The organism is Seleniivibrio sp. (assembly GCF_021209385.1).
Taxonomy (GTDB): Bacteria; Chrysiogenota; Deferribacteres; order Deferribacterales; family Geovibrionaceae; genus Seleniivibrio.
The window spans coordinates 1-20,478 of sequence record NZ_JAJOIL010000023.1 but is presented as its reverse complement, the minus strand read 5'-3'; the positions used below and the strand labels follow the sequence as shown (position 1 = coordinate 20,478).

The following is a 20,478-nucleotide window of genomic DNA, read 5'->3' as shown; positions in this document are numbered from 1 at the left end:
ATTTATGTGTAAGAAACATGTTCAAACCATGACTGAAACGCCAAAAAGTAGTAGTTGTGACAATGAAACAAAGTGACGTATCTCAATCGTTATGCTATCTTGAGCCATGCTTGAAATAATCAATCTTAACAAAACATTTGGTATGGGTGAATCCTCTATTCATGTTCTGACTGACTTTAACATGACAGTAGAACAAGGTGAGCGTGTTGCTATCGTCGGGCAGTCCGGTGCCGGAAAATCCACCCTATTGCAGATAATCGGCGGACTTGATTCTGCTGACAGCGGAATAATCAACTTTAAGAATGAAAATATATTCGATAAAAAGGGTAAAGAACTGGACAGATATCGCAACCGTGAGGTAGGTTTCGTGTTCCAGTTTCATTATCTTCTGGATGATTTTACGGCACTTGAAAACGTTATGATGCCGGCTATGATAGCTGGTGAAGATACAGCGGAAAACAGAGAATATGCGAAATCTCTTCTCGCCCGTTTCGGGCTTTCTGACCGAGAAATACATTTCCCTTCACAGCTTTCAGGCGGCGAACAGCAGAGAACTGCACTGGCAAGAGCGTTGATGAACAGACCTTCGATGATACTGGCGGACGAACCGACGGGCAGTCTGGATAAAAAAAACAGCGAAGAAGTGTTATCAATGTTTGATTCTCTGAAAAATGATGGTATTACTGTATTAATAGTCACTCACGATGACGAAATTGCAAAATCGTGCGACCGTATTGTGAAAATGGAGAAGGCATGACAAAGATCGGCATAATCGGCGGAAGCGGACTTTATGAGATCGAAGGTTTTGAATTTATTGAAGAAGTTAAAGTGTCTACTGAATACGGTGACCCCTCGGACAACTACAGATTTTTCAAATACGGTGACCTCGAACTTTATTTTCTGAACAGGCATGGCAGAAATCATTCATACCCGCCACATCTGGTAAATTACAGAGCGAATATCGACGGATTCGCGCAGATCGGCGTTAAAGCTATTTTCAGCTTTACGGCGACGGGCGGTATAAACAAAGATTACAGACCGGGGGATATAATAATCCCTGACAACGCAATAGACCTGACTAACGGTCGTGGGCACACATATTTTGAAGAGAATAACGTACACCACATAGATTTCACGGAACCTTTCTGCATAGACCTCCGCAGGATAATGTTCGATGCGGCGGAGCGTGCAAACGTTCCTGTGTGCAGAACAGGTACATACATCTGCACCAACGGACCCAGACTTGAAACAGCGGCTGAGATACGCGCTTTTGACAGGTTGGGTGCTGACCTTGTGGGGATGACACTATTTCCGGAATGCTCACTCGCCAGAGAGAAAGAGATCTGCTATACGAATATCAGTGTAATAACAAATTTTGCGGCAGGCACTACCTCGCAAAAGCTGACATCTGACGAAGTGGTGGCAGAAATGGGAAAAGCAGGCGAAAAGCTCAAAAGACTGATGAGAAATCTGCCTGCAAGCTACACAGACAATCGCACCTGCGGATGCATTAACGCACTTGAAGGTACAAAGATAAGCAAATGACGATACAGACCGGTGTTGTTTTAAAAGATCATTGCAGTTACAGAACAGGCGGTGCGGCTGAATTTTATGCTGCGGTGCAGACAAACGGCGACCTTGCCATGGCGCTTGACTTTGCCGCAAAGAAAAAACTTGAGATAACGGTTCTTGGCGGCGGATACAACGTGCTGATAAGCGACAAAGGCGTTAAGGGACTGGTGATAGACACCACGGGACTTAACTGTCACATGGTGATAAACGGTGTTGAAGTATATGCCGGTGCCGGAGTCAGTATTGATGAACTTGCGGCGGAAGTCTGCAAAAGAGGGCTGGGCGGCATGGAGGACATGTCGGGGATTCCCGGATGTGTCGGCGGTGCAGTTAAGATGAACGCCGGAGCATTTTCCACAGAGATAAAAGACATTGCCGTTTACGTTGACATGATGGACTTTGACGGCAGAGTATACAGGGTTTCAAACGCGGAAGCCGGATTCGGATACAGAAAGGCTGACGGGCTTCATGGTATAGTTCTCGGCGCCATGTTCGGGCTGAAAAAAGCCGATGCAGAAGAACTGAAAAACAAACGTGCTGAAATACTGGTAAAGAGAACTGAGAAACAGCCTCTGCATCTTCCTTCATGCGGATCGGTCTTTAAGAGACCTGAGGGCAATTATGCCGGAACCCTCATAGAAAAGTGCGGGCTGAAAGGATACAGAATTGGCGGTGCGCAGGTTGCGGAGAAACACGCAAACTTCATACTGAACACAGGCGAAGCAACCGCAGACGACATATACAGGCTTATAAAGCATGTGCAGGACACTGTTGAGAAACAGACAGGAGTCAGGCTTGAAAAAGAGGTCAGGTTCATTGGCTTTGAAGATTAAGAACGCGGAACTTACACAGCAGGAGAAACTTGAACTTGCGAACAAGGTATATCCTGCGCTCAAAAATCCGAAAAAACATCCCATTTTCCGGCTGCTCAGGTTTTCAGCGTCGGCTGTGATGCTTGTTCTGTGCTCGGCATGTGCGACAGTGGACACACCCGTTCAGCAGACTGCGGCGGCACCCGCCGGAGAAACACAGCAGCAGAATCTGGTCTCAATGTCAATCCGCAACGGCATAACGAAGCCGGACGAACCTGCCGCCTTCGAGCTTGCCATGCCGGAATCGGACATTGCGCTGGCGTCAGTGTATAAATATTCAAAAGAACCCACAGTGCTCACCATAGCTCAGGATGCAGTGGATTTCGATTACGAAAACGGTATTCTGGTCATACTGAAAAAAGACAGGCTTGAAACCAATTTTGCAAAATGCGTACAGATCAATTTCAGCGGAAAGTTCAATTCAGTGCAGCTCAGTGGGGAGCTTGCTCTTTTATCAGGGGAAAAAGAGGCTGCAATAGCCGACATCCGGCAGTGCGGCATTGTGCGTGAGTTCACCGGAGAGAACAAGGGCTACTTTCTAAATCAGTCAGGACTGCTTGAGTTTACTCCAAAGCATTATATCTTTTCCGACAGGCTGCAGACGAAAACTTACAACGAGGGCGATTTTGTTGGCACTGTGATATATGGTGCGCTTGGCACCACGCATATGCTTTTTGCAACTGACACAGGCAAGCTGGCACTGATGAATATGCACGACGGAAGGTTCAACGCGCTTTCACCCGGAAACTATAATATCAAGGATATCAAATATGTCGGTAACGATATTTACATCTATACAAAAGAGAACAAACTGCTCATGCTGCAGGCGGATTTAGCAAACGGGACAATAAAGCAGGCCGGAGAGGCACAGGGTAAAGACGGGTGCTTTTTCCTGAAACGCAGCGGGAAAATATATTGCGACGGATACATAACGGATATAAACACTGCTGAGAAAGCGGCTTCGTCAGGCGATTCCGGACTTTATTCAGAGGGAATGCTGTTTCTGAAAAAAGAGGGTGTCCTGTCATTTGTTGATTCTGAAAAGGTTTACAGACAGTCGGTTCTGATTGGCTCGCCAGCGCAGAACCAGGTATGTGTCAAAGATGGCAGAGGCTATTTTCTCGACCTTGATCTGAAAATAAAATATTTTACGGCTGACGGTGTGGAATCGGTTCCTTCTGCAAATCCGGAATCATGCGATTATGTGTTCACGCTGAAAGAGGGCGCTGTAAAGGCAGCAGGCGGAAAGGTCATCTATGAGTTCGCGAAACCAGTCAACCGCTCTGTTAAGGCTGTTATGCTGAAAAGGATAATCGGTCAGGACATCTATTACTATTTCGAGAAACAGTAACCTACCTGTTGTGTCTGGGACGTTTCTTAACAACGAGCGACGCTTCCTTCATCTTTCTGTAAATCTCTTCGTCTGAAACCTTGTTGCGCGCGGCATTCACATTGTGCTCGTTTGTCTGATAGCAGGGGGGCAGAGTGTTCAGAGTTATAGCCATTGTGTCAAGAATACAGCTTGAGCAGGTGCAGAGGTCGGGGTTATGCTCAAGAAAGATTGGGAAAATCTCCCATGCTCTCTGTTCGTTTACGTTTTTGAGCAATTCTATGTCATATTGATTGATTTTAAGCATAAAAGCACCTACAATTTTTACTGGAATACAATGGAATATATCACCGCGGGGGGTTCTATGCAAGGAAAAACGGCTGTAATCGGCGGAGGTAACTGGGGCTCGGCTCTGGCTGCGCTTGCCGCACATTCTTCAAAAGAGGTAGTAGTTTACGCACTTGAAGATGAGGTCGTGAAAAGCATAAACAATAGCCATGAGAACGCTGTTTTCATGAAAGGGATACAGCTTCCTGAGAACATAGTTGCAAAACCCTTCTCTGAAATCGAAAATATTGAGGCTGAAAGGGTAATATGGACGGTTCCAACACAGTTTTCAGGCAGAACAGCGAAGCAGTATGCGAAAGCTCTTAAAGGCAAAAAGATACTTATTGCCACCAAGGGAATAGAGATAGATACGGGCGACCTTATGATACATGTTCTGGAGCGCGAGTTCGAAGGCGGATTCGCCGTGATTTCCGGACCTTCTTTTGCTAAAGAGGTGGCGCAGAAGATGCCCACCGCAGTGAGCATCGCCGCGAAGGACGAAGAGGATGCGAAATGGTGGCAGAGCCTGCTGTCCACAAGCTATTTCCGCTGTTACTACTCAAGCGACATGATAGGTGTTGAGGTTGGCGGAGCTATAAAGAACGTAATGGCTATCGCAACCGGCATATCCGACGGGCTGGGGTTCGGGCACAATGCCAGAGCCGGACTTATCACCCGGGGACTGACGGAGATGGCTCGGCTGGGCATGTCACTAGGCGGCAAATCTGAAACTTTCATGGGGCTTTCCGGAATGGGCGACCTTGTGCTCACCTGTACGGGAGATCTTTCCAGGAACAGGCAGGCAGGGCTTAAAATAGCCTCAGGAATGACACTGGACGAAGTTACTGCGTCTACAAATAACGTTGCCGAAGGGGTGTATACCACAAAAGCGGCGTATCTTCTCGCGAAACGTCTTGGCGTGGAGACACCCATAATAAACGAAGTGTACGAGATACTTTATAATAATAAAAAACCGCTGGATTCGGTGACTGATCTGATGAGGAGACCCCTCAAGAGTGAAAGCATATGAAAATAATCATAGACGGCAGCTATATAGCGTTTCGCACTTTTCACAAATCCCCGCCGCTTACAAACTCCAAAGGGATTCCCACGGGTGTGGTTCACGGTGTTATGAACGTACTTCTGACCCTTTCGAACAGGTTCGGCAAAGATAACGTTTCCATAGTTTTTGACCATAAGAGCAAGAACCGCAGACACGAACAGCACCCTGAATATAAGGCGACACGGGATGCCACGCCGGAAGACCTGAACGTTCAGTTTCAGATACTGGATGAGCTTATCCCGCTGACAGGGATAGCCTATTACCGCATTGAGGGTTACGAGGGCGACGACATCATGGCGACCCTCGCGGCGCACGCAGAGGGCGAGGTGGGGATGCTCACCCGAGATAAGGATATCTTTCAGATAGTTGACGACAGGGTTAAAATATACGATTCACAGACAAACGAGTTTGCAGGCAGAGAGCTTGTGCTTGAAAAATTTAAAGTGCTGCCGGAGAAGATGGGCGACCTTCTGGCGCTTACCGGAGACACTTCTGATAATATCCCAGGTGTGCCCAAGGTGGGCGTTGTCACTGCGGCAAAGCTGCTGGATGAGTTCGGCAGTCTGGACGGAATATATGCCAATCTGGACAAGATAAAGGGCAAGGTGAAGGAAAACCTTGAGAACAATAAGGAGCAGGCATATCTGAGCCGAAAACTTGTTGAACTTGATATCCTCGAAAAAGACCCAGAACCGGAAAACCGCGAAGACAGGGCGCTTCTGATGGAAAAACTTCAGGAGTACGAGCTTAAAAGCGTCATCGACAAACTGAATGCGCAGAAGCCGGAAACGGACGAAGAGCCTCAGGTTCAGGTGATAGAGCTTAAAGAGTGTTCCCCTGCGAACATTGAACTGGTGCTTTTCGAAGGCGGAAAGATGTATGCGGCTGGCGGCGGCTGTTTTTACGAATACGCCGGACAACCTCTTGAAAACGTAAAATATTTCTATGATATAAAGCATATATATAAGCTGACAGGCTTCAGGTCTGAAAATATTTACGACCTGATGCTTGTGAGCTGGCTGAACGATGCAGACACAGGCGGTCTGGAACGGGCGAAGACCGAGGAGCTTCCGGCTTTCATAGCGCGGCTGCTTGCATCTGCGGAGGCGGAGGTTCAGGCGCTTGGGGACAACAAACTCGAAAAGATATATTTCGACATGGAGCTTCCCTGCGCATACGTCCTTGCGGACATGGAAACGGCGGGTATCGCTCTGGACAAGAGCGTTATGGAAAAGGTAGCAGACAGACTGCGCGACGAAGTGGGCGCTGTCAGCGACGCTATAAAGAATTTTGTGGGGCACGATATAAATCTGAATTCTCCCAAACAGTTGCAATCGTTCCTTTTCGAAGAGCTTTCCCTTATGCCGCCGAAAAAGACGAAAACAGGGAACTCCACAGATGAAGAGGCGATAAAGGCGCTTATATCCCTCAACCCCATATACGCGTCAGAACTGGAAAACATACTTAAATATCGCGAGCTTACTAAACTGCTGACAACCTATGCACTGCCCCTTTGCGACTATGCAGGTGCCGACGGCAGAATACACACTTCATTTAAACAGACGGGAACAGCCACAGGCAGGCTCTCGTCCGTCAACCCGAACATGCAGAACATTCCTATGAAAGGGGATTACGGAGTCCTTCTGCGCAGTGCGTTTGTGCCTGCGGAGGGTTATAAATTCGTATCTTTCGACTATTCTCAGATAGAATTGCGCATCCTTGCGCATCTGACTGGCGACGTTAACCTTCGTGAGGCATACAGAAATAACGAGGACATCCACACCAAAACCGCAGCCGGCATATTCCACGTTGCGCCGGATCAGGTCACAAGCCATATGCGGAGAATGGCGAAAGCCGTTAACTTCGGAATACTTTACGGACTGTCCGCTTTCGGGCTGTCCAGAGACACCGGAATTGCTCAGAAAGAGGCGAAAACTTTCATCGAAAGGTACTTTGCCGCCTATCCTTCGGTTCGTACCTTCATAGACAAAACCGTGCAGGAGACGCGCACAAAGGGTTATGCCGAGACTATTCTGGGGCGCAGAAGATACATTAAAGAGATAAACAGCCGGAACAAGACCATAGCCATGCGGGGTGAGCGCATAGCCGTAAACGTGCCCATGCAGGGTTCTGCGGCGGATATTATTAAGCTGGCGATGGTTGAGTGCGGGCGGGTTATGGACGATAATAAGTACGATGCCCGCATGGTGCTTCAGGTGCACGACGAACTTGTATTCGAGGTGAAGGCTGATATTGCAGAGGAGTTTGCGCCAGTTATGCAGAAAATTATGGAGAGTGTCGTAACGCTGGACGTGCCTCTGGTTGTCAACGGCGCTGTGGGAAATAACCTTGGAGAGTTAAAATAATGAATAAGCTGAATAATATTATCCGTGAGAATGCTGAGCTGAAAGAGGAGATGAACAGACTGGTTGAGCTGGTGAAGCGAAATCAGGTGAAACATGAAGGGTTTCGGACTGTAGAATTTTCGTTTTTGCTGGCGGAGAGCCTCAGGGAGATGATTGACAAGCCGCTTCATTATATCGAGGATATATTTGACGTTGACCGCGCAGTGATGTTCATTAATGCAGATGTTATGGATTTTGACCGCGAGAGCAACAACCTTGACCACAGGATATATTTCATGCCCTCAGGTGTGTTTAAGGCGTTCTTTCTTGAGCGCCGTCCATATACGGGTGATTCGAAACTTAATCTTATCAGTGAGTTCGATGTTTATGAGGATATGGATTCATATCTTATTGCGCCTTTGTTCCACGGGGACAATATTATCGGGAGCATCAACCTTTACAGCAGGGAAAAAGAGAAATACGGCGGCGAAATATCCACGGATTTTATGAAAGATCTTTCCGCAGTAGCTTCCGTTTCCCTGCAGAAGATGTATAACACTGAACTGATATTCCGTCAGACACGCACAGACTTTATGACGGGCACCTATAACAAGCTAGCCATGGCTGAGTTTCTGGAAAAGCTCATGGCGGAGTACAGACGGTACGGCACGGGCTTTTACTTCGTGCTGCTGGATATCGACAACTTCAAGCAGATAAACGATACCTGCGGGCACCTTACGGGTGACAACGTCATAAGGGAGATTGCGGACGAGATAAAAGCGGGGCTGCGCACCAGCGACGTGCTCGGCAGGTTCGGGGGCGACGAGTTTTTCCTCATTTTGCCAAACCATGCCAGCTCCGATATGTTCACTCTCGTTGAGCGGCTTCAGGATATAGGTAAAAAAGTTTTCAACGCATACGGGTTCGACTTTGCAAGCCTTTCAGGCGGAGTGGTTGCAGTGCCCGGAGATATAAACACGGACGACACGCCGGAGGATGTTGTGCGCATTGCCGACGGAAGGCTGTATTACAGCAAAAAGAACGGAAAAGGATTTTTCACAGGTGTATAGATGATTATCAGAAAAGACAGTAAAAAATTACAGGAGATTCTTGACAGGGGCGGCATAATGGAGGGTGAATACCTCCGCACCGTACTTGATATAATCGATAATGTCCGCAAAAACGGCGATGAGGCGCTTGCGGAATATTCGCTGAAATTCGACAGATACGACATTAAGAAACATGGAATAGAGATTTCAAGGGACGAGATGAAGGCAGCGTGGGATGCGCTCCCCGAAAGGCTGAAAACCGCCCTTGAAAACGCGAAAAAGAACGTTGTGGAGTTCCACGAAAAACAGCTCGAATCCACATGGATGTACGAGAAATCCAAAGGAACCTTCCTCGGACAGAAGGTGACGGCACTTGAAAGCGTCGGCGTTTATGTGCCGGGCGGAAAGGCGGTTTACCCTTCCAGCGTGCTTATGAACGTACTGCCTGCGAAGGTGGCGGGTGTTGACGAGATAATCATGGTAACACCGGCAACAGGCGGACAGGTGAACCCGGTTGTTCTGGCTGCGGCATACCTTGCCGGAGTGGACAGAGGATTCAAAGTGGGCGGTGCGCAGGCTGTTGCGGCGCTCGCATACGGAACAGAGAGCATACCGAGGGTCTGCAAGATAACAGGTCCCGGAAACATATACGTTGCCCTCGCCAAAAAGATGGTATTCGGCAGGGTGGATATTGACATGATAGCAGGTCCAAGCGAAGTGCTTATCGTTGCGGACAGCTCAGCCGATCCGGATTATGTGGCGGCGGATATGCTTTCACAGGCGGAGCACGACGAGCTTGCCAGCGCAATAGTTGTAACTGACAGCATGGAGCTTGCCAAGGAGATAGAGAACAGCGTGTATGCCCAGCTTGCGGAACTGCCGAAAAAGGAGATAGCCGCTAAATCCCTTGAGCGCTTCGGCGCAATTATAGTTACTGATGATCTTGACGAGGCGGCGGATATCGTAAACGAGATAGCTGTTGAGCACCTTGAACTTTGCGTGGCGCACCCTATGGAGTTCATGCTGAAAATACGCAACGCGGGTGCAATTTTCCTCGGACAGAACACTCCCGAACCTGTCGGAGACTATTTCGCAGGTCCCAACCACGTTCTGCCCACAGGGGGCACTGCAAAATTTTTCAGCCCTCTGGGAACGTATGATTTTCAGAAGAAAACCAGCATAATATATTATTCCAAAGAACAGCTTATGGCGGATATGGACGACATAAGGGTGCTTGCGGAATCCGAAGAGCTTATCGCCCACCGAAATTCGGTGATAATCAGACAGGAAGACTGAAAAACGAAGCCGCCTGAGAGGGCGGCTTTTTTTACGGCTGCAAAAGTTCGTTTCTGTTTATCTGCCAGTCGCCGACATAAATATCCGCATCTATTCTGAAATACTTGTCCCGCGAGATATCTTTCAGCGTGACAGTTCTGTTTGCGCCTATGAGCGCCTCCAATTTGCTTTTTGAGATAAGCCCCAACGCCCGCTGTTTACCACGTATTTCCGGAGTGTTTATCCCGCGGAAACGCACGGATATTCCGCGCCCTATTATATCAGGATACCCGGCGATATCACATTTAATCGTATCTCCGTCAATAATTTCCAGTAGTGTGCACTGTGCGTCCCCGTAGGTTGTGCAGAACACCGGAAGCGGCAGTAAGATTATCAGAACGGCAACTATATACCTCATGCTGAATTAAATCACGTTTAGAAAATATAGCAATATGTATATCAGTGAAAAATAACCTTTAAAAATATATATCAGATTGTTTTGAACCTCTCCATAAGTGAGTTTAGCCCCACCGCACGCTGTTCAAGATCCGCAACAGTCGCGCTTATCTGTGCCACTGCCGCTGCGCTCTCCTGTATGCCTTTTGAAAAATGGGCGGTATTGTCTGTTGAATTTTCTATGGCATCTGACTGTTCACCGACGGATACACCGACAAAATCGTTGGATTCCTTAACGGTTGCCACCGCTCCCTGTATCTGTCCGAAAATTTCATCGGTATCTTTAATCGCCTTAACGCCGTTCTCAACGTTCTTCTGAGCATTTTCCATATCCGCATCAGCGGATTTTGCATCATCTGCTAGCTGTTTTATGATGGAAACGATCTCCTGTGTTGCCGTCTGGGTCTTTTCTGCGAGCTTCCTCACTTCGTCCGCAACCACAGCGAAACCTCTTCCGGCATCTCCTGCGCGTGCCGCTTCAATGGCTGCATTGAGCGCCAGCAGGTTTGTCTGGTCGGCGATATCCGATATTGCTGTTACGATGTCGCCTATCCTGCCGGATGATTCGTTAAGTCTGCTTATAGTGCCGGACAGCTTGTCAGCGCTGCGCCGTATTCCGTCCACCATTTCAACTGCTGTCCTGAGCTGAACACTGCCCCTGTTCGTGGAAACATATGCCTCAGCGGTGAGTTTCTGTGCGTCTTCTATGTGGTTGTTGATGGAGCGCGAGGTCACGTTCATCTCCTCCATGGCGGAAGCGATATCGTTGACCTGACCCGACTGCTCGGAAAGGGTGCCGGAGAGCTGGTCGGCGGTTGCCGCAAGTTCGCAGCTGCTGGAAGCCAGCGCCTCCGCGGTCTGTTTCACCTCGGAGACAATGACGCCGATACCGGCAATGAACGTGTTTACGTTTTCAGCAAGCTCCTGAAGCTCGTCTCCGGTCTTTATGTTAAGCCTTCGGGTAAGATCCGCGTCAGAGCTGTTCAGCTCCGCTGTTATAGCTGTCAGTCGCGTTATGTTCCCAACAATTCTGGTGTGAATTATGTAAAGCAGAATCAGTAGCGCTGCCAGTGAACCAACCGCCGCCGCGCCGTTGAACAGAAGCGCGTAAAACGACGAATCCAGCAGTGAGGCAGCCTGAGCATCGATTGTTTCAGACATCCTGTCTTCCGCCGTTTTAAGGGCGTTTATACGGTCTGTAGCCGTTTTAAACCAGACCTCCGCACTAATGCCGAAATCACCCGCCGCAGAAAGATCCTCCGCCTTTTTCTCTATTGCAGCGGTTGCGGCAAATGAGGGGGTTGATGAAATATCGTCAAAGATGCCGATGAGCTCCGGCGGCGCAGTGCGAAGAAACATTGAAATATATGTGTTCTGTTCCGCTTTAATGGCACTGTAACGCCCGAAGTCTCCGTTTCTGAACTTTCCGTTGGCGAAAACGTTTGTCAGCAGCGCCCGCTCTATACCCGCTTTCTCCTTCGCACTCAGAAAGTTGGCATATGCTGCCAGCGAGCGGGAAACGGAAGCGTCGTTGGTAAGTCCTGATGCACTGAACACCTCGGACAGAAGTTTTGAGTTCATACCGGAATAAAAAGCGGTGGTTTCCGCTGCGGAAACAGACCCGGAATCTATTTTGGATCTGATACCTGCGCGCTCTTCAAATGTGTTGAGCGCCGCGTTGAGTCTGTTTTTGATTTCTGCGTCTATTTCGTTGTCAGACACGAATCTTTTGAGAGACGCGACCTCACTGTCCACGTTCTGTCTCTGGGAGGGGAGTTCGTTTGCGAATTTCGTTCCGTCGCTCCCGATAAATCCGGAGGTCATGCCTCGCTCTTTCTGAATCTCATGGACAAGTCGGCTTATTGCCGCGCTGGCATGAACCATGGTTTTGACCTGCTTCATACCTGAATGGACGGTATAATACCGATAAGACGATGAAAATGAATAAAATAATAACGCAATCGCCGGAAAAATAAGCGCCAGCGTTACTTTCTTTCTGATACTCATGTTTAATCCCCCACAGGTTAATAATGAGATAATAACTGTCCTGTTGGGATAAGTCTATTGAAAACGGATGTTAAGATTGTAAGTTTTATGAATTTTATAAAGTCTTTAGATGTGTTTTGCTGGTTGAACCCGTACAAGCGGCAAGCGGGAGCACTATGCGCACCGTTACTCCGCCTTCACAGTTGAAGATGTCAATAGTGCCGCGCATGTATTTTTCTATGACGGTTTTGCTGATGAAAAGCCCCAAGCCTATTCCTTCGCCCTCGTCCTTGGTTGTGAAATAAGGTTCAAAAATTCGTGAGAGAGCCTTTTCCGGTATGTTTTCGCCATTGTTTGTCACGGTTATTACTACACATTCTGCGGAAAACCTGACATGAAATTCAATTTTCCCACGGGAGCGGTGTCCGCTCATAATAGCTTTTACTATGGCATATCTCGCATTTGAAATGATGTTCAGGAAAATATGCTTCATCTCTATTCCGCTGCATTTTATAAGGTTTTCCTGAGACTGGCAGGGGGGCAGTTTAACTTCGTTAGTGCAGATGAAATAGTCGTTGCTTGATTCGCAGATAAAAGTGAAATCTATCCCGCACTGCTGGAGTTGGCTGAAAACAAGTGAAATACACTCTGTCAGCACGGAGGTTACCGATATCAGATCCTCTTCATGCCTGTCGCTGAAAAAACTGCGGAAGCTGTCTATAGTGGAGGACATCTTCATTATCAGTTCCATTGCCATGGCTGTGTTGGACTTTATCTCATCCGACTGCAGACCGGAAATTTCCGCAGCTTCCTGAGTGTCCTGCACGATGAGCGCAAGCGCGTTGAGCGGCTGTCTCCACTGGTGGGCAATGGCTCCCAGCATCTCGCCCATAAGTTCCAGACGGGTTTTGTTGAAGATACGTTCCTCAATGCCGAGATATACTCTGTTTTCATCCTTTATAATATCTGCTTCGCTGCGCCGGAAAGCGGAATGGCTGCGGAGGAATGTGCCGTCTGGCGCGCGTTCTATTGTACCGTTGAAAACAAGCTCAATGGCATGCCCTGCTTTGTGTTTAAGGATAAAAGTGAAATCCTCAATTATTCCTTTTTCTCTGAGATGCGCGAATCCTTTTTTGAATTTTTCAAGATAGGTTTCGTGGATGAAGTTTCCGAACCATTTCCCGACAACCTCTTCACTGGAATAGCCCATTGTGTCGAGCCAGACCTGATTGACGTCCAGCAGCATGCCGTTGATATCAATTGACTGATAACCCAGGGAAGAGCGTTTGATAAGCTCGCGCAGAGCCGCGTTCTCAGACCGTACCCTTTTCAGAATGTCATTTTCTGCATGGCTGTTTTCGCCGGTCATGGGAAACCTGATATAGTTTAATATTTAATGTTAAAGTATGAAAAATCAGATTGCAACAGAGAATGAGTAATTATGGATTAAAAAAGTCCATCAAGTCCAAGTGTTTTTGTAAAGTCCCAAATATTCATGAAGAAGGCGTCAAATCGGGATTTCGTGACCTGTTCCTCCTCTCTTTCCCAGAAATACAGCCCGCTTACAGGGTAAAGATACCCAAAACTATACGAAGTATGTGTGCTGGTTCGGCGCGCAATGAGCGAGATGGGGTAGCGGTAGATGAGTTCCTGACAGCGGACTATTCCCTCGGCTTTTTCGCGTACGCGTTTTGCTTCTTCCAGAAGTGTCTGGATGTAATAATCTGAGGAATCGCTCAGGTATGTGTTGCGGTGTGCCGCCGCCGTAAGCGTCAGCTGGCGGTGCTTTGCGCGTAGGGCGGTGATGTACATGGCATTGATTATTTCTGTTCTGAGCGTATCCTTCATGAAAACCGTGTCACCGTGGTGCTTCTCAAGTTGCTGAGTTACAGCATAGAAACGCCTGTAGAACTCGTCCAGCATATCCGCCTGTTTCTGCATCTTTTCGCGGTGGCTTTCACCCATAAAGGGGATCGCCGCTTTGAACACGGATGCGCTGTCTGAAGGCTGAAAACTCCGGTTGAAAGGATAGGGCAGTTCCTCGAAAGGCGTTTTTGCCGCCATCAGGCTTATGAGGTTGTCATTTTTCAGATATTTTTCCTGTAAAAGAAACGCTTCATGCCAGAGTTTTTCAGAATCTTTACCGAAAAGCTCCGTAAGTACGGAATCCTCCGTGACTCTGCGTTCTCTACCGTTGTCGTAAAGCCGCCACGAGAAACGGGTTATGCTGTAATCTATCAGCCAGTAACCCCATTCCCACCCGCTTGTGAAAGTGACGTGTCCTGAAATGCCGTCGTCCTTCAAAAGCTGTATATCGTCGTATCTGCTTTTCAGATACGGCAGAAGAAAAAGCGGAACTGAAGTGTCGAACGTCACCCAGTAGGATGATTCCGGCCAGTACCACGTTTCGCGTTTGTCTTTGTTTTCTTTCAGCATTTCATACATGAAGTGCAGATTGGTGTTTCCGTAAACCGGAGCGTTCTTTTCCGCCAGACTGTAGAACATGACGGAGTGGATGAGAAGACCGGCATAGGACGGTGTGTCAGAATGTTTCCGCTTTATCACATGGGTATTCTCATAGACCCTGCGCTTATATTTGTGTGCGATGAGGTCGAGGATGTATCTTTTTTTGTCGGGTAGAAGCTGTGCCAGATCGGGCAGAAACTCGCCCATAGTGAAGTCAATGCAGACATAGTCGAACGGAACCTGCATAAGCCAGCTGATATTGCGGTCGATTTGCTGTTCGTAGCTCTCGGGGCGCAGAAGTTCCATAGCCTGAAAAGCTTTCTGCTGCAGTGTCGAAAGGCTTATCACCGCGCCTGTCCGCAGTCCGCGCCGTTTTGCATATTTTATGTAATCCGAAGCATACGCAGGCCAGATGCGTCTGTCTGCGGTGCGCAGTATCCAGAACTGGAAAGTGTTCTGTCCGTTGCGCACCAGCCAGTCGATGTACTGCTTCACATCGTCCTTACCGAACGGAATGTCCGGATTGAAAAGGGGTTCGGTGAGTTCAACCGGATGCATTGTGTGCATGTGAAAGCCCATGTTTGCAAACAGCGGCTCGCCCTCAAACTCGAATTTAGGCGCAAGCGGCCAGTTTTCGTATATGGGGACGTATGTTTCTTTGGGATGGAAAAACCGGAAACCAAGCTTGTGCTGAAGAAGTCCGTAGATGCCGTTTACGATGCCCTGCGGGGTGTCTGCTTCCACGGTCACCGTAACACCCGCTCCTTCGGCTGTGGGAGCGGATGTTATTCGGTAGCCATGTAGCTTGGTAAGAACTTTAAAAGGAGGTTTATGAAGCAATTTATTTCTATCGGCTCGCTCTCTGAGCCGAATATTCACACTGCCGGATGCTTTGTTAACTGAAACTGTTGTATGAGGAAAGCATTGTTTCAAAAGCGTTCCGGCGTCTGCCATTGTTAGATAGACAGAGCTGTTTCGCAATAGTTCAGGAGAAACCGAGAAATTTATATTTTCTATAGCGGCATTGGCAGAAAAAATAGGCATCAGAAAAAGAAAAACCAGAAGCAACCGATATTTGGGCATTAAGCACAGCCTTAAAAAAAATTGTATTAAGGCGATGATACATGAAAAAAAGGAAAGATGTGTTCAGATAGTTGTCAGAAATGGGCTGTCAGTCTTCGTTTTCGTGTTCTTCGTCCTCTTCCGCGTCGAAACTGGGGCGCTGTAACACGTCAATATCCAGCAGTTTACCGTCAAACTCGTTGAGAAGGAGCTTCACTATGCTGTCCTGTTCCGCCTCTTTTTTTATACGGATGTCATGGATGGTCTCGATATGCTCTTTTTTTTCAATTATGCTTTTTTTTTTGGAATCCTGTTCGAGGATCACCGAAACTTCGGAAATGGTCGGGAACGCCTTTGGCACCACCTGATTCAGAACGTCCAGATTCTGCTTGCGGGCTATGTAGTCGTAATGGAACTTTTTGTCGGTGCTGAAGCCTATGGAGAGAACGCCGTTCGTCTGCTGAATGATGTATCCGTGGCTCAGGTTGGATGCTATAAGCGGCTGTTTGTTGTCGTCCAGAGCGTTCATTATGTTTTGCAGCTGGATGTCGGTGGACGACAGAACAGGCTGTGTGGATGTGTCCGCCTGCGGTTTCTGTATAATAGGCTGCGGAGCAGACGTTCCTTGGTTGTTCACAGGTGCCGTCGCATTGCCCAGCGGCACGGTCGGAGCCATACCTGTTGTTGGTATAAGTGCCGAAATGCTCGCCGCCTTGTACATTCCGAACTCGAAAACGTACTGGCTGAAACTGAAAAACTTTATATCGTTCAAAAGCTTCTGGAAGACCTGAAACAGTGCGAAGAGGCGCTGTTCGCTTGTGGTCTGTGCCAGAGAGCCGTAAAACTCGTTCTCTTTTGATGTGAGTTCCGGATTTTCTTTTTTTGTGATTATGCGCATCATCAGGTTGCGGGTATGCTCAATGAGAGTTTCCGCCGCAAAAGTGTAGTTGATGCCCTTCGCGGTAAGTTCCGTGCATATCTGCGGGAGATCCTGCGTATTCTCTTTAATAACCGCATCGAACAGTCTGTTCAGTATGTTTTTATCTGAATAGCCCAGCAGGAAAGACGTGTTCTGCTCGTCCAGAGAGCCGCCTGTGAAGGCTATTATCTGGTCAAGAAGAGAGAGCGAATCGCGCATACATCCGTCGGAATTGCGCACTACAAGGCTGAGAGCATCGGGTTCGTATGTTATTGCTTCCTTGTCCAGAGCGTTTGCGAGGCTCTTGTACATTATGTCGTAAGGTATTTTATTGAAATCGTATTTCTGGCAGCGGGAAATTATTGTCGCAGGAATACGGTGGGGGTCGGTTGTCGCCAGAATGAAGATGACGTATTCCGGCGGTTCTTCAAGGGTTTTCAGAAGTGCATTGAACGCGTGTTCTGTGAGCATATGCACTTCATCTATTATATATACTTTATATCGGCACTTCATGGGGAGGAAACGGACTGCTTCACGCAAATCCCTTATCTCGTCGATACCGCGGTTTGATGCGCCGTCTATCTCCGCAACGTCCATTGATGTCCCGCTTGTTATCTCAAGGCAGTTTTCACATTTGTTGCAGGGGTTGCATCCGTCGGGGTCAAGGCAGTTGACTGCCTTTGCCAGAATACGCGCCGCACTGGTTTTGCCCACGCCGCGGGGACCTGTGAAAAGGTATGCGTGGACGATGCGTCCCATCTCAATGGAGTTTTTCAGGGTTGTGACAACGAATCCCTGTCCTGAAAGCTCGTCAAAATTTTGAGGTCTTAATTTGCGGGCAAGCGCGACATATGACATATGTAGAAGTTAAAGTATGTTGTCCGTTTGGTCAAGTGTAATATCAGAGCAAAAAAAGCCCTGCTTCAGCAGGGCTTTGCAGTAAGTTATTCCTTACAGCTTAGATTTCGTGGTAGCCGAGGCGTTTTGAAATCTCCCTCGCATATTTGCGTGCGATGGGGAGAATCTCTTTTTCCATTCTCTGTTCGGACATACGGCAAGCCGGACCTGTAACGGACAGCGCCGCAACGGGAACGCCAAGATAGTCCTTAACGGGAACAGCAATACAGCGCACACGCGGCTCGAACTCCTCGTTGTCGAACGCATAGTTGTCAACAGCCACTTTTTTCAGCTCTTTTTTCAGAACCGGAAGTGAGGTGACTGTGTTGTCAGTATATCTTTTGAGTCTTGCACCCATGTATATTTTATTAATTTCCTCTTCGGAAGAGAACGCGAGCTGTACCTTGCCTATTGCAGTGCAGTACGCCGGAACGTCCTTGCCCACGCGGGAAACCACGCGAACAGGAAGACTTGTTTCTGCTATATCAAGATAGATCACGTTGCCTTCACGCAGGATACCGATGTAAACAGATTCATTTACATCAGAAACTATTTTTTCCATAAACGGGCGTGCAAGTTTTAAAATTCCGAGTTTGTTCACGAACTTCTGTCCGAGATTGAAAATGCCTATACCAAGACGGTAGTTCTCTGTGTTGAGATTTTGTTCAATATATCCTCTTGATGCGAGTGTCGCCAGAAGTCTGAACACATTGTTTTTGTGCAGACCGAGCGATTTGCTGAGTTCAGTGACTCCGAATTCGTCTTTATTCTCAGCATTGCGGAAAACCTCGAACAGCTGTAATGCGTGATAAACTGACTGGACAGGTTTTACATCCGGCTTATATCCCATAGAACGCTCCTTTTATCCTAGTTAGCGAATAAATTAGAAAATCGTTATAATATTTGGCTGTGTCTTTAGCAAGAGTAAACCACAGTTTTGTAAATTAAGAAAGTGAAATTTAAAAAAAATGGTGAAAATTACATATTCAAACAATTTCTTGTATAATCCGCACCTCTGTTGATATAATCCGCAGGATGAGAGGACATATGAAAGAGGAAAAACTGCCCGTTTCGGCGGCGCTTATCTCCTTTAACGAGGAGAAGAACATAGAGAGAACACTGAACGCTGTGCTTCCGTTTGTTTCGGAAGTCATAATAGTGGATTCACACTCAACCGACCGCACGGCGGAGATTGCCCGCGGGCTTGGCGCACAGGTTTACGATGAAGACTGGAAAGGTCACATAGCACAGAAGAATTCGGCACTTGAAAAATGCACTAAGCCGTGGGTGCTTTGTCTGGACTGCGACGAGGTTGTTGACGGCAGTCTGCGTAAAGAGATAGAGAACGCGGTGCGCAGCGGTGCCTTGGACGGCTACTCTGTTAACCGTATGACCCATTATATGGGCAGATTTCTGAAACATTCGTGGCAGCCGGACTGGAAACTTCGGCTGGTAAAACGCTCGGCGGAACCCGTCTGGGCAGGGTACGACCCCCACGACGTTCTGACCATAAAGGGCAGAACAGGCAGACTTAAAAACGGGTACCTCCTGCACTATTCATATAAGGATACGTTCGACCACTATCAGCGGCTGGTGAAATATTCAAAGATCGCCGCAGAATCATATAATAAAAACGGCAAAAGGTTCAGCTACTTAGATCTGTTCACGAAGCCACTGTTCGCATTCGTAAAGAAATATTTTATCAAGGCGGGCTTTCGGGACGGTTTTGCCGGATTTGCGGTTGCTGTCAGCTCGTCCATATATGTTTATCTCAAGTATCTGTTCTTAAAAGAAATTCAGGATGGAAAAAATAAAAATGGCTAAGATAATATCCGTAGGCAACATCTCCCTGGGCGGTACAGGAAAAACACCTTTTACCATAATGATAGCGAAACATTTTCTGGAACAGGGAAAGAAGGTCTGCGTGCTTTCACGCGGCTACAGAGGAAAGATCGGTTACGATACCCATGTGATAAGCAACGGCGAAGAGGTGCTTATCGGCGCGGAGCTTGCGGCGGACGAGCCCTATATGATAGCGGTGAACTGCCCGGGAGCCATAGTCATAACCGGAAAGGAACGCATTAAGTCATACGAATATGCGGAGCGCGAGTTTGCACCTGACATATATATATTGGACGACGGATTTCAGCACAAGAGGATGAAGAGGGATATAGATATATGTCTGCTCGACCATAAACGTCCGGTGTCTACGGGATGGATGTTCCCGTTCGGATATCTGCGCGAACCTGCATCAGCCATTTCCCGTGCGGACATAGTCGTTTTCACACGAGCAGAGAACGACACTATACCGGAGAAGACAGCTAAGTATATTAAGGACAAGCCCGTTTTCTTCAGCGATATAGAGTTTGCAGGGTTTTACAACGAAGACGGAAAGATCGAAGAGGATATGAAAGGGAAGAACGTCCTTGCTTTCGCTGGAATAGCGTCACCCTATAAGTTTTTTTCGTTTCTCAAAAAGATTGGCGTAAATGTCGCCAGTAAAAAGATATTCGGAGACCATCACATATACCTCGACCGCGAGGGCTACAGCATGATGAAGAAGGCGAAAGACCTTGAGCTTGACTGTCTTGTCACCACAGAAAAGGATTATGTTAAGCTGACGGACGACATGAAACAGGACACTATTTACACTAAGATAGATATCAATCTGCGCAACAGGGAACGATTCTTCCAGATACTCGATATGAGATAGGTTGTTTTGCTCTCCCTCCTTTGACAAGGGAGGGTCGGGGTGGATTTTGATTAATTTCAAATGAAAATCCCCCTTAATCCCCCTTTGTTAAAGGGGGAGACGAGAATGTATGATTAGTTTATGTTGGAAATTTCGTAGTAAATAGG

Annotated in this window: 17 protein-coding genes; 10 read left to right on the top strand and 7 right to left on the bottom strand. The window is 47.7% G+C overall.

Annotated elements, in window-relative coordinates; genetic code table 11:
• The first annotated feature begins 106 nt into the window (after positions 1-106).
• The 4 genes from LRY47_RS06945 to LRY47_RS06930 are packed head-to-tail and all read left to right on the top strand — an operon-like array spanning position 107 to position 3,795.
• The gene (locus LRY47_RS06945) at positions 107-757 is read left to right on the top strand and encodes an ABC transporter ATP-binding protein (RefSeq protein ID WP_295223677.1); all 651 of its coding nucleotides are present in this window, start codon (positions 107-109) and stop codon (positions 755-757) included.
• A complete protein-coding gene (locus LRY47_RS06940; RefSeq protein ID WP_295223676.1) occupies positions 754-1,545 on the top strand; it encodes an S-methyl-5'-thioinosine phosphorylase in 792 nt (263 codons plus the stop codon). Before LRY47_RS06945 ends, LRY47_RS06940 begins: the two co-directional genes overlap by 4 nt.
• Complete coding sequence (gene murB, locus LRY47_RS06935) at positions 1,542-2,405, top strand: UDP-N-acetylmuramate dehydrogenase (protein ID WP_295223675.1); 864 nt, start codon at positions 1,542-1,544, stop codon at positions 2,403-2,405. The genes LRY47_RS06940 and murB overlap by 4 nt, the downstream gene beginning before the upstream one ends.
• Entirely contained in the window at positions 2,368-3,795 is a 1,428-nt protein-coding gene (locus LRY47_RS06930; protein WP_295223674.1) for a hypothetical protein, read from the top strand. The genes murB and LRY47_RS06930 overlap by 38 nt, the downstream gene beginning before the upstream one ends.
• Position 3,796: 1 nt before the next feature.
• Here LRY47_RS06930 and LRY47_RS06925 read toward each other — a convergent pair whose 3' ends face one another.
• On the bottom strand, positions 3,797-4,081 hold the full coding sequence (locus LRY47_RS06925; protein WP_295223673.1) for a late competence development ComFB family protein: 285 nt from the start codon (positions 4,079-4,081) through the stop codon (positions 3,797-3,799).
• A 57-nt stretch (positions 4,082-4,138) separates the two neighbouring features.
• On the opposite strand from LRY47_RS06925, the gene LRY47_RS06920 reads away from it, so the two are divergent.
• The 4 genes from LRY47_RS06920 to hisD are packed head-to-tail and all read left to right on the top strand — an operon-like array spanning position 4,139 to position 9,854.
• Positions 4,139-5,131, top strand: coding sequence for an NAD(P)H-dependent glycerol-3-phosphate dehydrogenase (locus LRY47_RS06920; RefSeq protein WP_295223672.1), 993 nt, complete (start codon positions 4,139-4,141; stop codon positions 5,129-5,131).
• Complete coding sequence (locus LRY47_RS06915; RefSeq protein ID WP_295223671.1) at positions 5,128-7,530, top strand: DNA polymerase I; 2,403 nt, start codon at positions 5,128-5,130, stop codon at positions 7,528-7,530. The genes LRY47_RS06920 and LRY47_RS06915 overlap by 4 nt, the downstream gene beginning before the upstream one ends.
• Entirely contained in the window at positions 7,530-8,579 is a 1,050-nt protein-coding gene (locus LRY47_RS06910; protein ID WP_295223670.1) for a diguanylate cyclase, read from the top strand. The genes LRY47_RS06915 and LRY47_RS06910 overlap by 1 nt, the downstream gene beginning before the upstream one ends.
• A complete protein-coding gene (gene hisD / locus LRY47_RS06905) occupies positions 8,580-9,854 on the top strand; it encodes a histidinol dehydrogenase (RefSeq protein WP_295223669.1) in 1,275 nt (424 codons plus the stop codon). It begins immediately after the preceding gene.
• Positions 9,855-9,885: 31 nt separating this feature from the next.
• On the opposite strand, the gene LRY47_RS06900 is transcribed toward hisD, so the two are convergent.
• The 6 genes from LRY47_RS06900 to LRY47_RS06875 all read right to left on the bottom strand — a co-directional run bounded on the left by LRY47_RS06900 (position 9,886) and on the right by LRY47_RS06875 (position 18,469).
• The gene (locus LRY47_RS06900) at positions 9,886-10,251 is read right to left on the bottom strand and encodes a thermonuclease family protein (RefSeq protein WP_295223668.1); all 366 of its coding nucleotides are present in this window, start codon (positions 10,249-10,251) and stop codon (positions 9,886-9,888) included.
• 71 nt (positions 10,252-10,322) lie between these two features.
• Positions 10,323-12,296: a methyl-accepting chemotaxis protein gene (locus LRY47_RS06895; RefSeq protein WP_295223666.1), complete on the bottom strand. Its 1,974-nt coding sequence runs from the start codon at positions 12,294-12,296 to the stop codon at positions 10,323-10,325.
• Between the two features lie 94 nt (positions 12,297-12,390).
• Entirely contained in the window at positions 12,391-13,644 is a 1,254-nt protein-coding gene (locus LRY47_RS06890) for a PAS domain-containing sensor histidine kinase (protein WP_295223664.1), read from the bottom strand.
• A 77-nt stretch (positions 13,645-13,721) separates the two neighbouring features.
• Positions 13,722-15,695 carry a hypothetical protein gene (locus LRY47_RS06885; protein WP_295223663.1) on the bottom strand — a complete coding sequence of 658 codons (1,974 nt, stop codon included), beginning with the start codon at positions 15,693-15,695 and terminating at the stop codon, positions 13,722-13,724.
• 217 nt (positions 15,696-15,912) lie between these two features.
• Positions 15,913-17,580: a DNA polymerase III subunit gamma/tau gene (dnaX, locus tag LRY47_RS06880; protein ID WP_295223662.1), complete on the bottom strand. Its 1,668-nt coding sequence runs from the start codon at positions 17,578-17,580 to the stop codon at positions 15,913-15,915.
• A gap of 100 nt (positions 17,581-17,680) precedes the next feature.
• Positions 17,681-18,469, bottom strand: a complete 789-nt coding sequence (locus tag LRY47_RS06875) for an IclR family transcriptional regulator (RefSeq protein WP_295223661.1) — start codon at positions 18,467-18,469, stop codon at positions 17,681-17,683.
• A 197-nt stretch (positions 18,470-18,666) separates the two neighbouring features.
• On the opposite strand from LRY47_RS06875, the gene LRY47_RS06870 reads away from it, so the two are divergent.
• Positions 18,667-19,443 carry a glycosyltransferase family 2 protein gene (locus LRY47_RS06870; protein ID WP_295223659.1) on the top strand — a complete coding sequence of 259 codons (777 nt, stop codon included), beginning with the start codon at positions 18,667-18,669 and terminating at the stop codon, positions 19,441-19,443.
• Positions 19,421-20,332: a tetraacyldisaccharide 4'-kinase gene (gene lpxK, locus LRY47_RS06865; RefSeq protein ID WP_295223658.1), complete on the top strand. Its 912-nt coding sequence runs from the start codon at positions 19,421-19,423 to the stop codon at positions 20,330-20,332. The genes LRY47_RS06870 and lpxK overlap by 23 nt, the downstream gene beginning before the upstream one ends.
• Positions 20,333-20,478: the final 146 nt, after the last annotated feature.

Bases quoted from the DNA above. Each gene is read 5' to 3' on its own strand.
- LRY47_RS06945 (WP_295223677.1), top strand. From the start codon at position 107: ATGCTTGAAATAATCAATCTTAACAAAACATTTGGTATGGGTGAATCC.
- LRY47_RS06940 (WP_295223676.1), top strand. From the start codon at position 754: ATGACAAAGATCGGCATAATCGGCGGAAGCGGACTTTATGAGATCGAA.
- murB (WP_295223675.1), top strand. From the start codon at position 1,542: ATGACGATACAGACCGGTGTTGTTTTAAAAGATCATTGCAGTTACAGA.
- LRY47_RS06925 (WP_295223673.1), bottom strand. From the start codon at position 4,081: ATGCTTAAAATCAATCAATATGACATAGAATTGCTCAAAAACGTAAAC.
- LRY47_RS06920 (WP_295223672.1), top strand. From the start codon at position 4,139: ATGCAAGGAAAAACGGCTGTAATCGGCGGAGGTAACTGGGGCTCGGCT.
- LRY47_RS06915 (WP_295223671.1), top strand. From the start codon at position 5,128: ATGAAAATAATCATAGACGGCAGCTATATAGCGTTTCGCACTTTTCAC.
- LRY47_RS06910 (WP_295223670.1), top strand. From the start codon at position 7,530: ATGAATAAGCTGAATAATATTATCCGTGAGAATGCTGAGCTGAAAGAG.
- hisD (WP_295223669.1), top strand. From the start codon at position 8,580: ATGATTATCAGAAAAGACAGTAAAAAATTACAGGAGATTCTTGACAGG.
- LRY47_RS06900 (WP_295223668.1), bottom strand. From the start codon at position 10,251: ATGAGGTATATAGTTGCCGTTCTGATAATCTTACTGCCGCTTCCGGTG.
- LRY47_RS06895 (WP_295223666.1), bottom strand. From the start codon at position 12,296: ATGAGTATCAGAAAGAAAGTAACGCTGGCGCTTATTTTTCCGGCGATT.
- LRY47_RS06890 (WP_295223664.1), bottom strand. From the start codon at position 13,644: ATGACCGGCGAAAACAGCCATGCAGAAAATGACATTCTGAAAAGGGTA.
- LRY47_RS06885 (WP_295223663.1), bottom strand. From the start codon at position 15,695: ATGGCAGACGCCGGAACGCTTTTGAAACAATGCTTTCCTCATACAACA.
- dnaX (WP_295223662.1), bottom strand. From the start codon at position 17,580: ATGTCATATGTCGCGCTTGCCCGCAAATTAAGACCTCAAAATTTTGAC.
- LRY47_RS06875 (WP_295223661.1), bottom strand. From the start codon at position 18,469: ATGGGATATAAGCCGGATGTAAAACCTGTCCAGTCAGTTTATCACGCA.
- LRY47_RS06870 (WP_295223659.1), top strand. From the start codon at position 18,667: ATGAAAGAGGAAAAACTGCCCGTTTCGGCGGCGCTTATCTCCTTTAAC.
- lpxK (WP_295223658.1), top strand. From the start codon at position 19,421: ATGGAAAAAATAAAAATGGCTAAGATAATATCCGTAGGCAACATCTCC.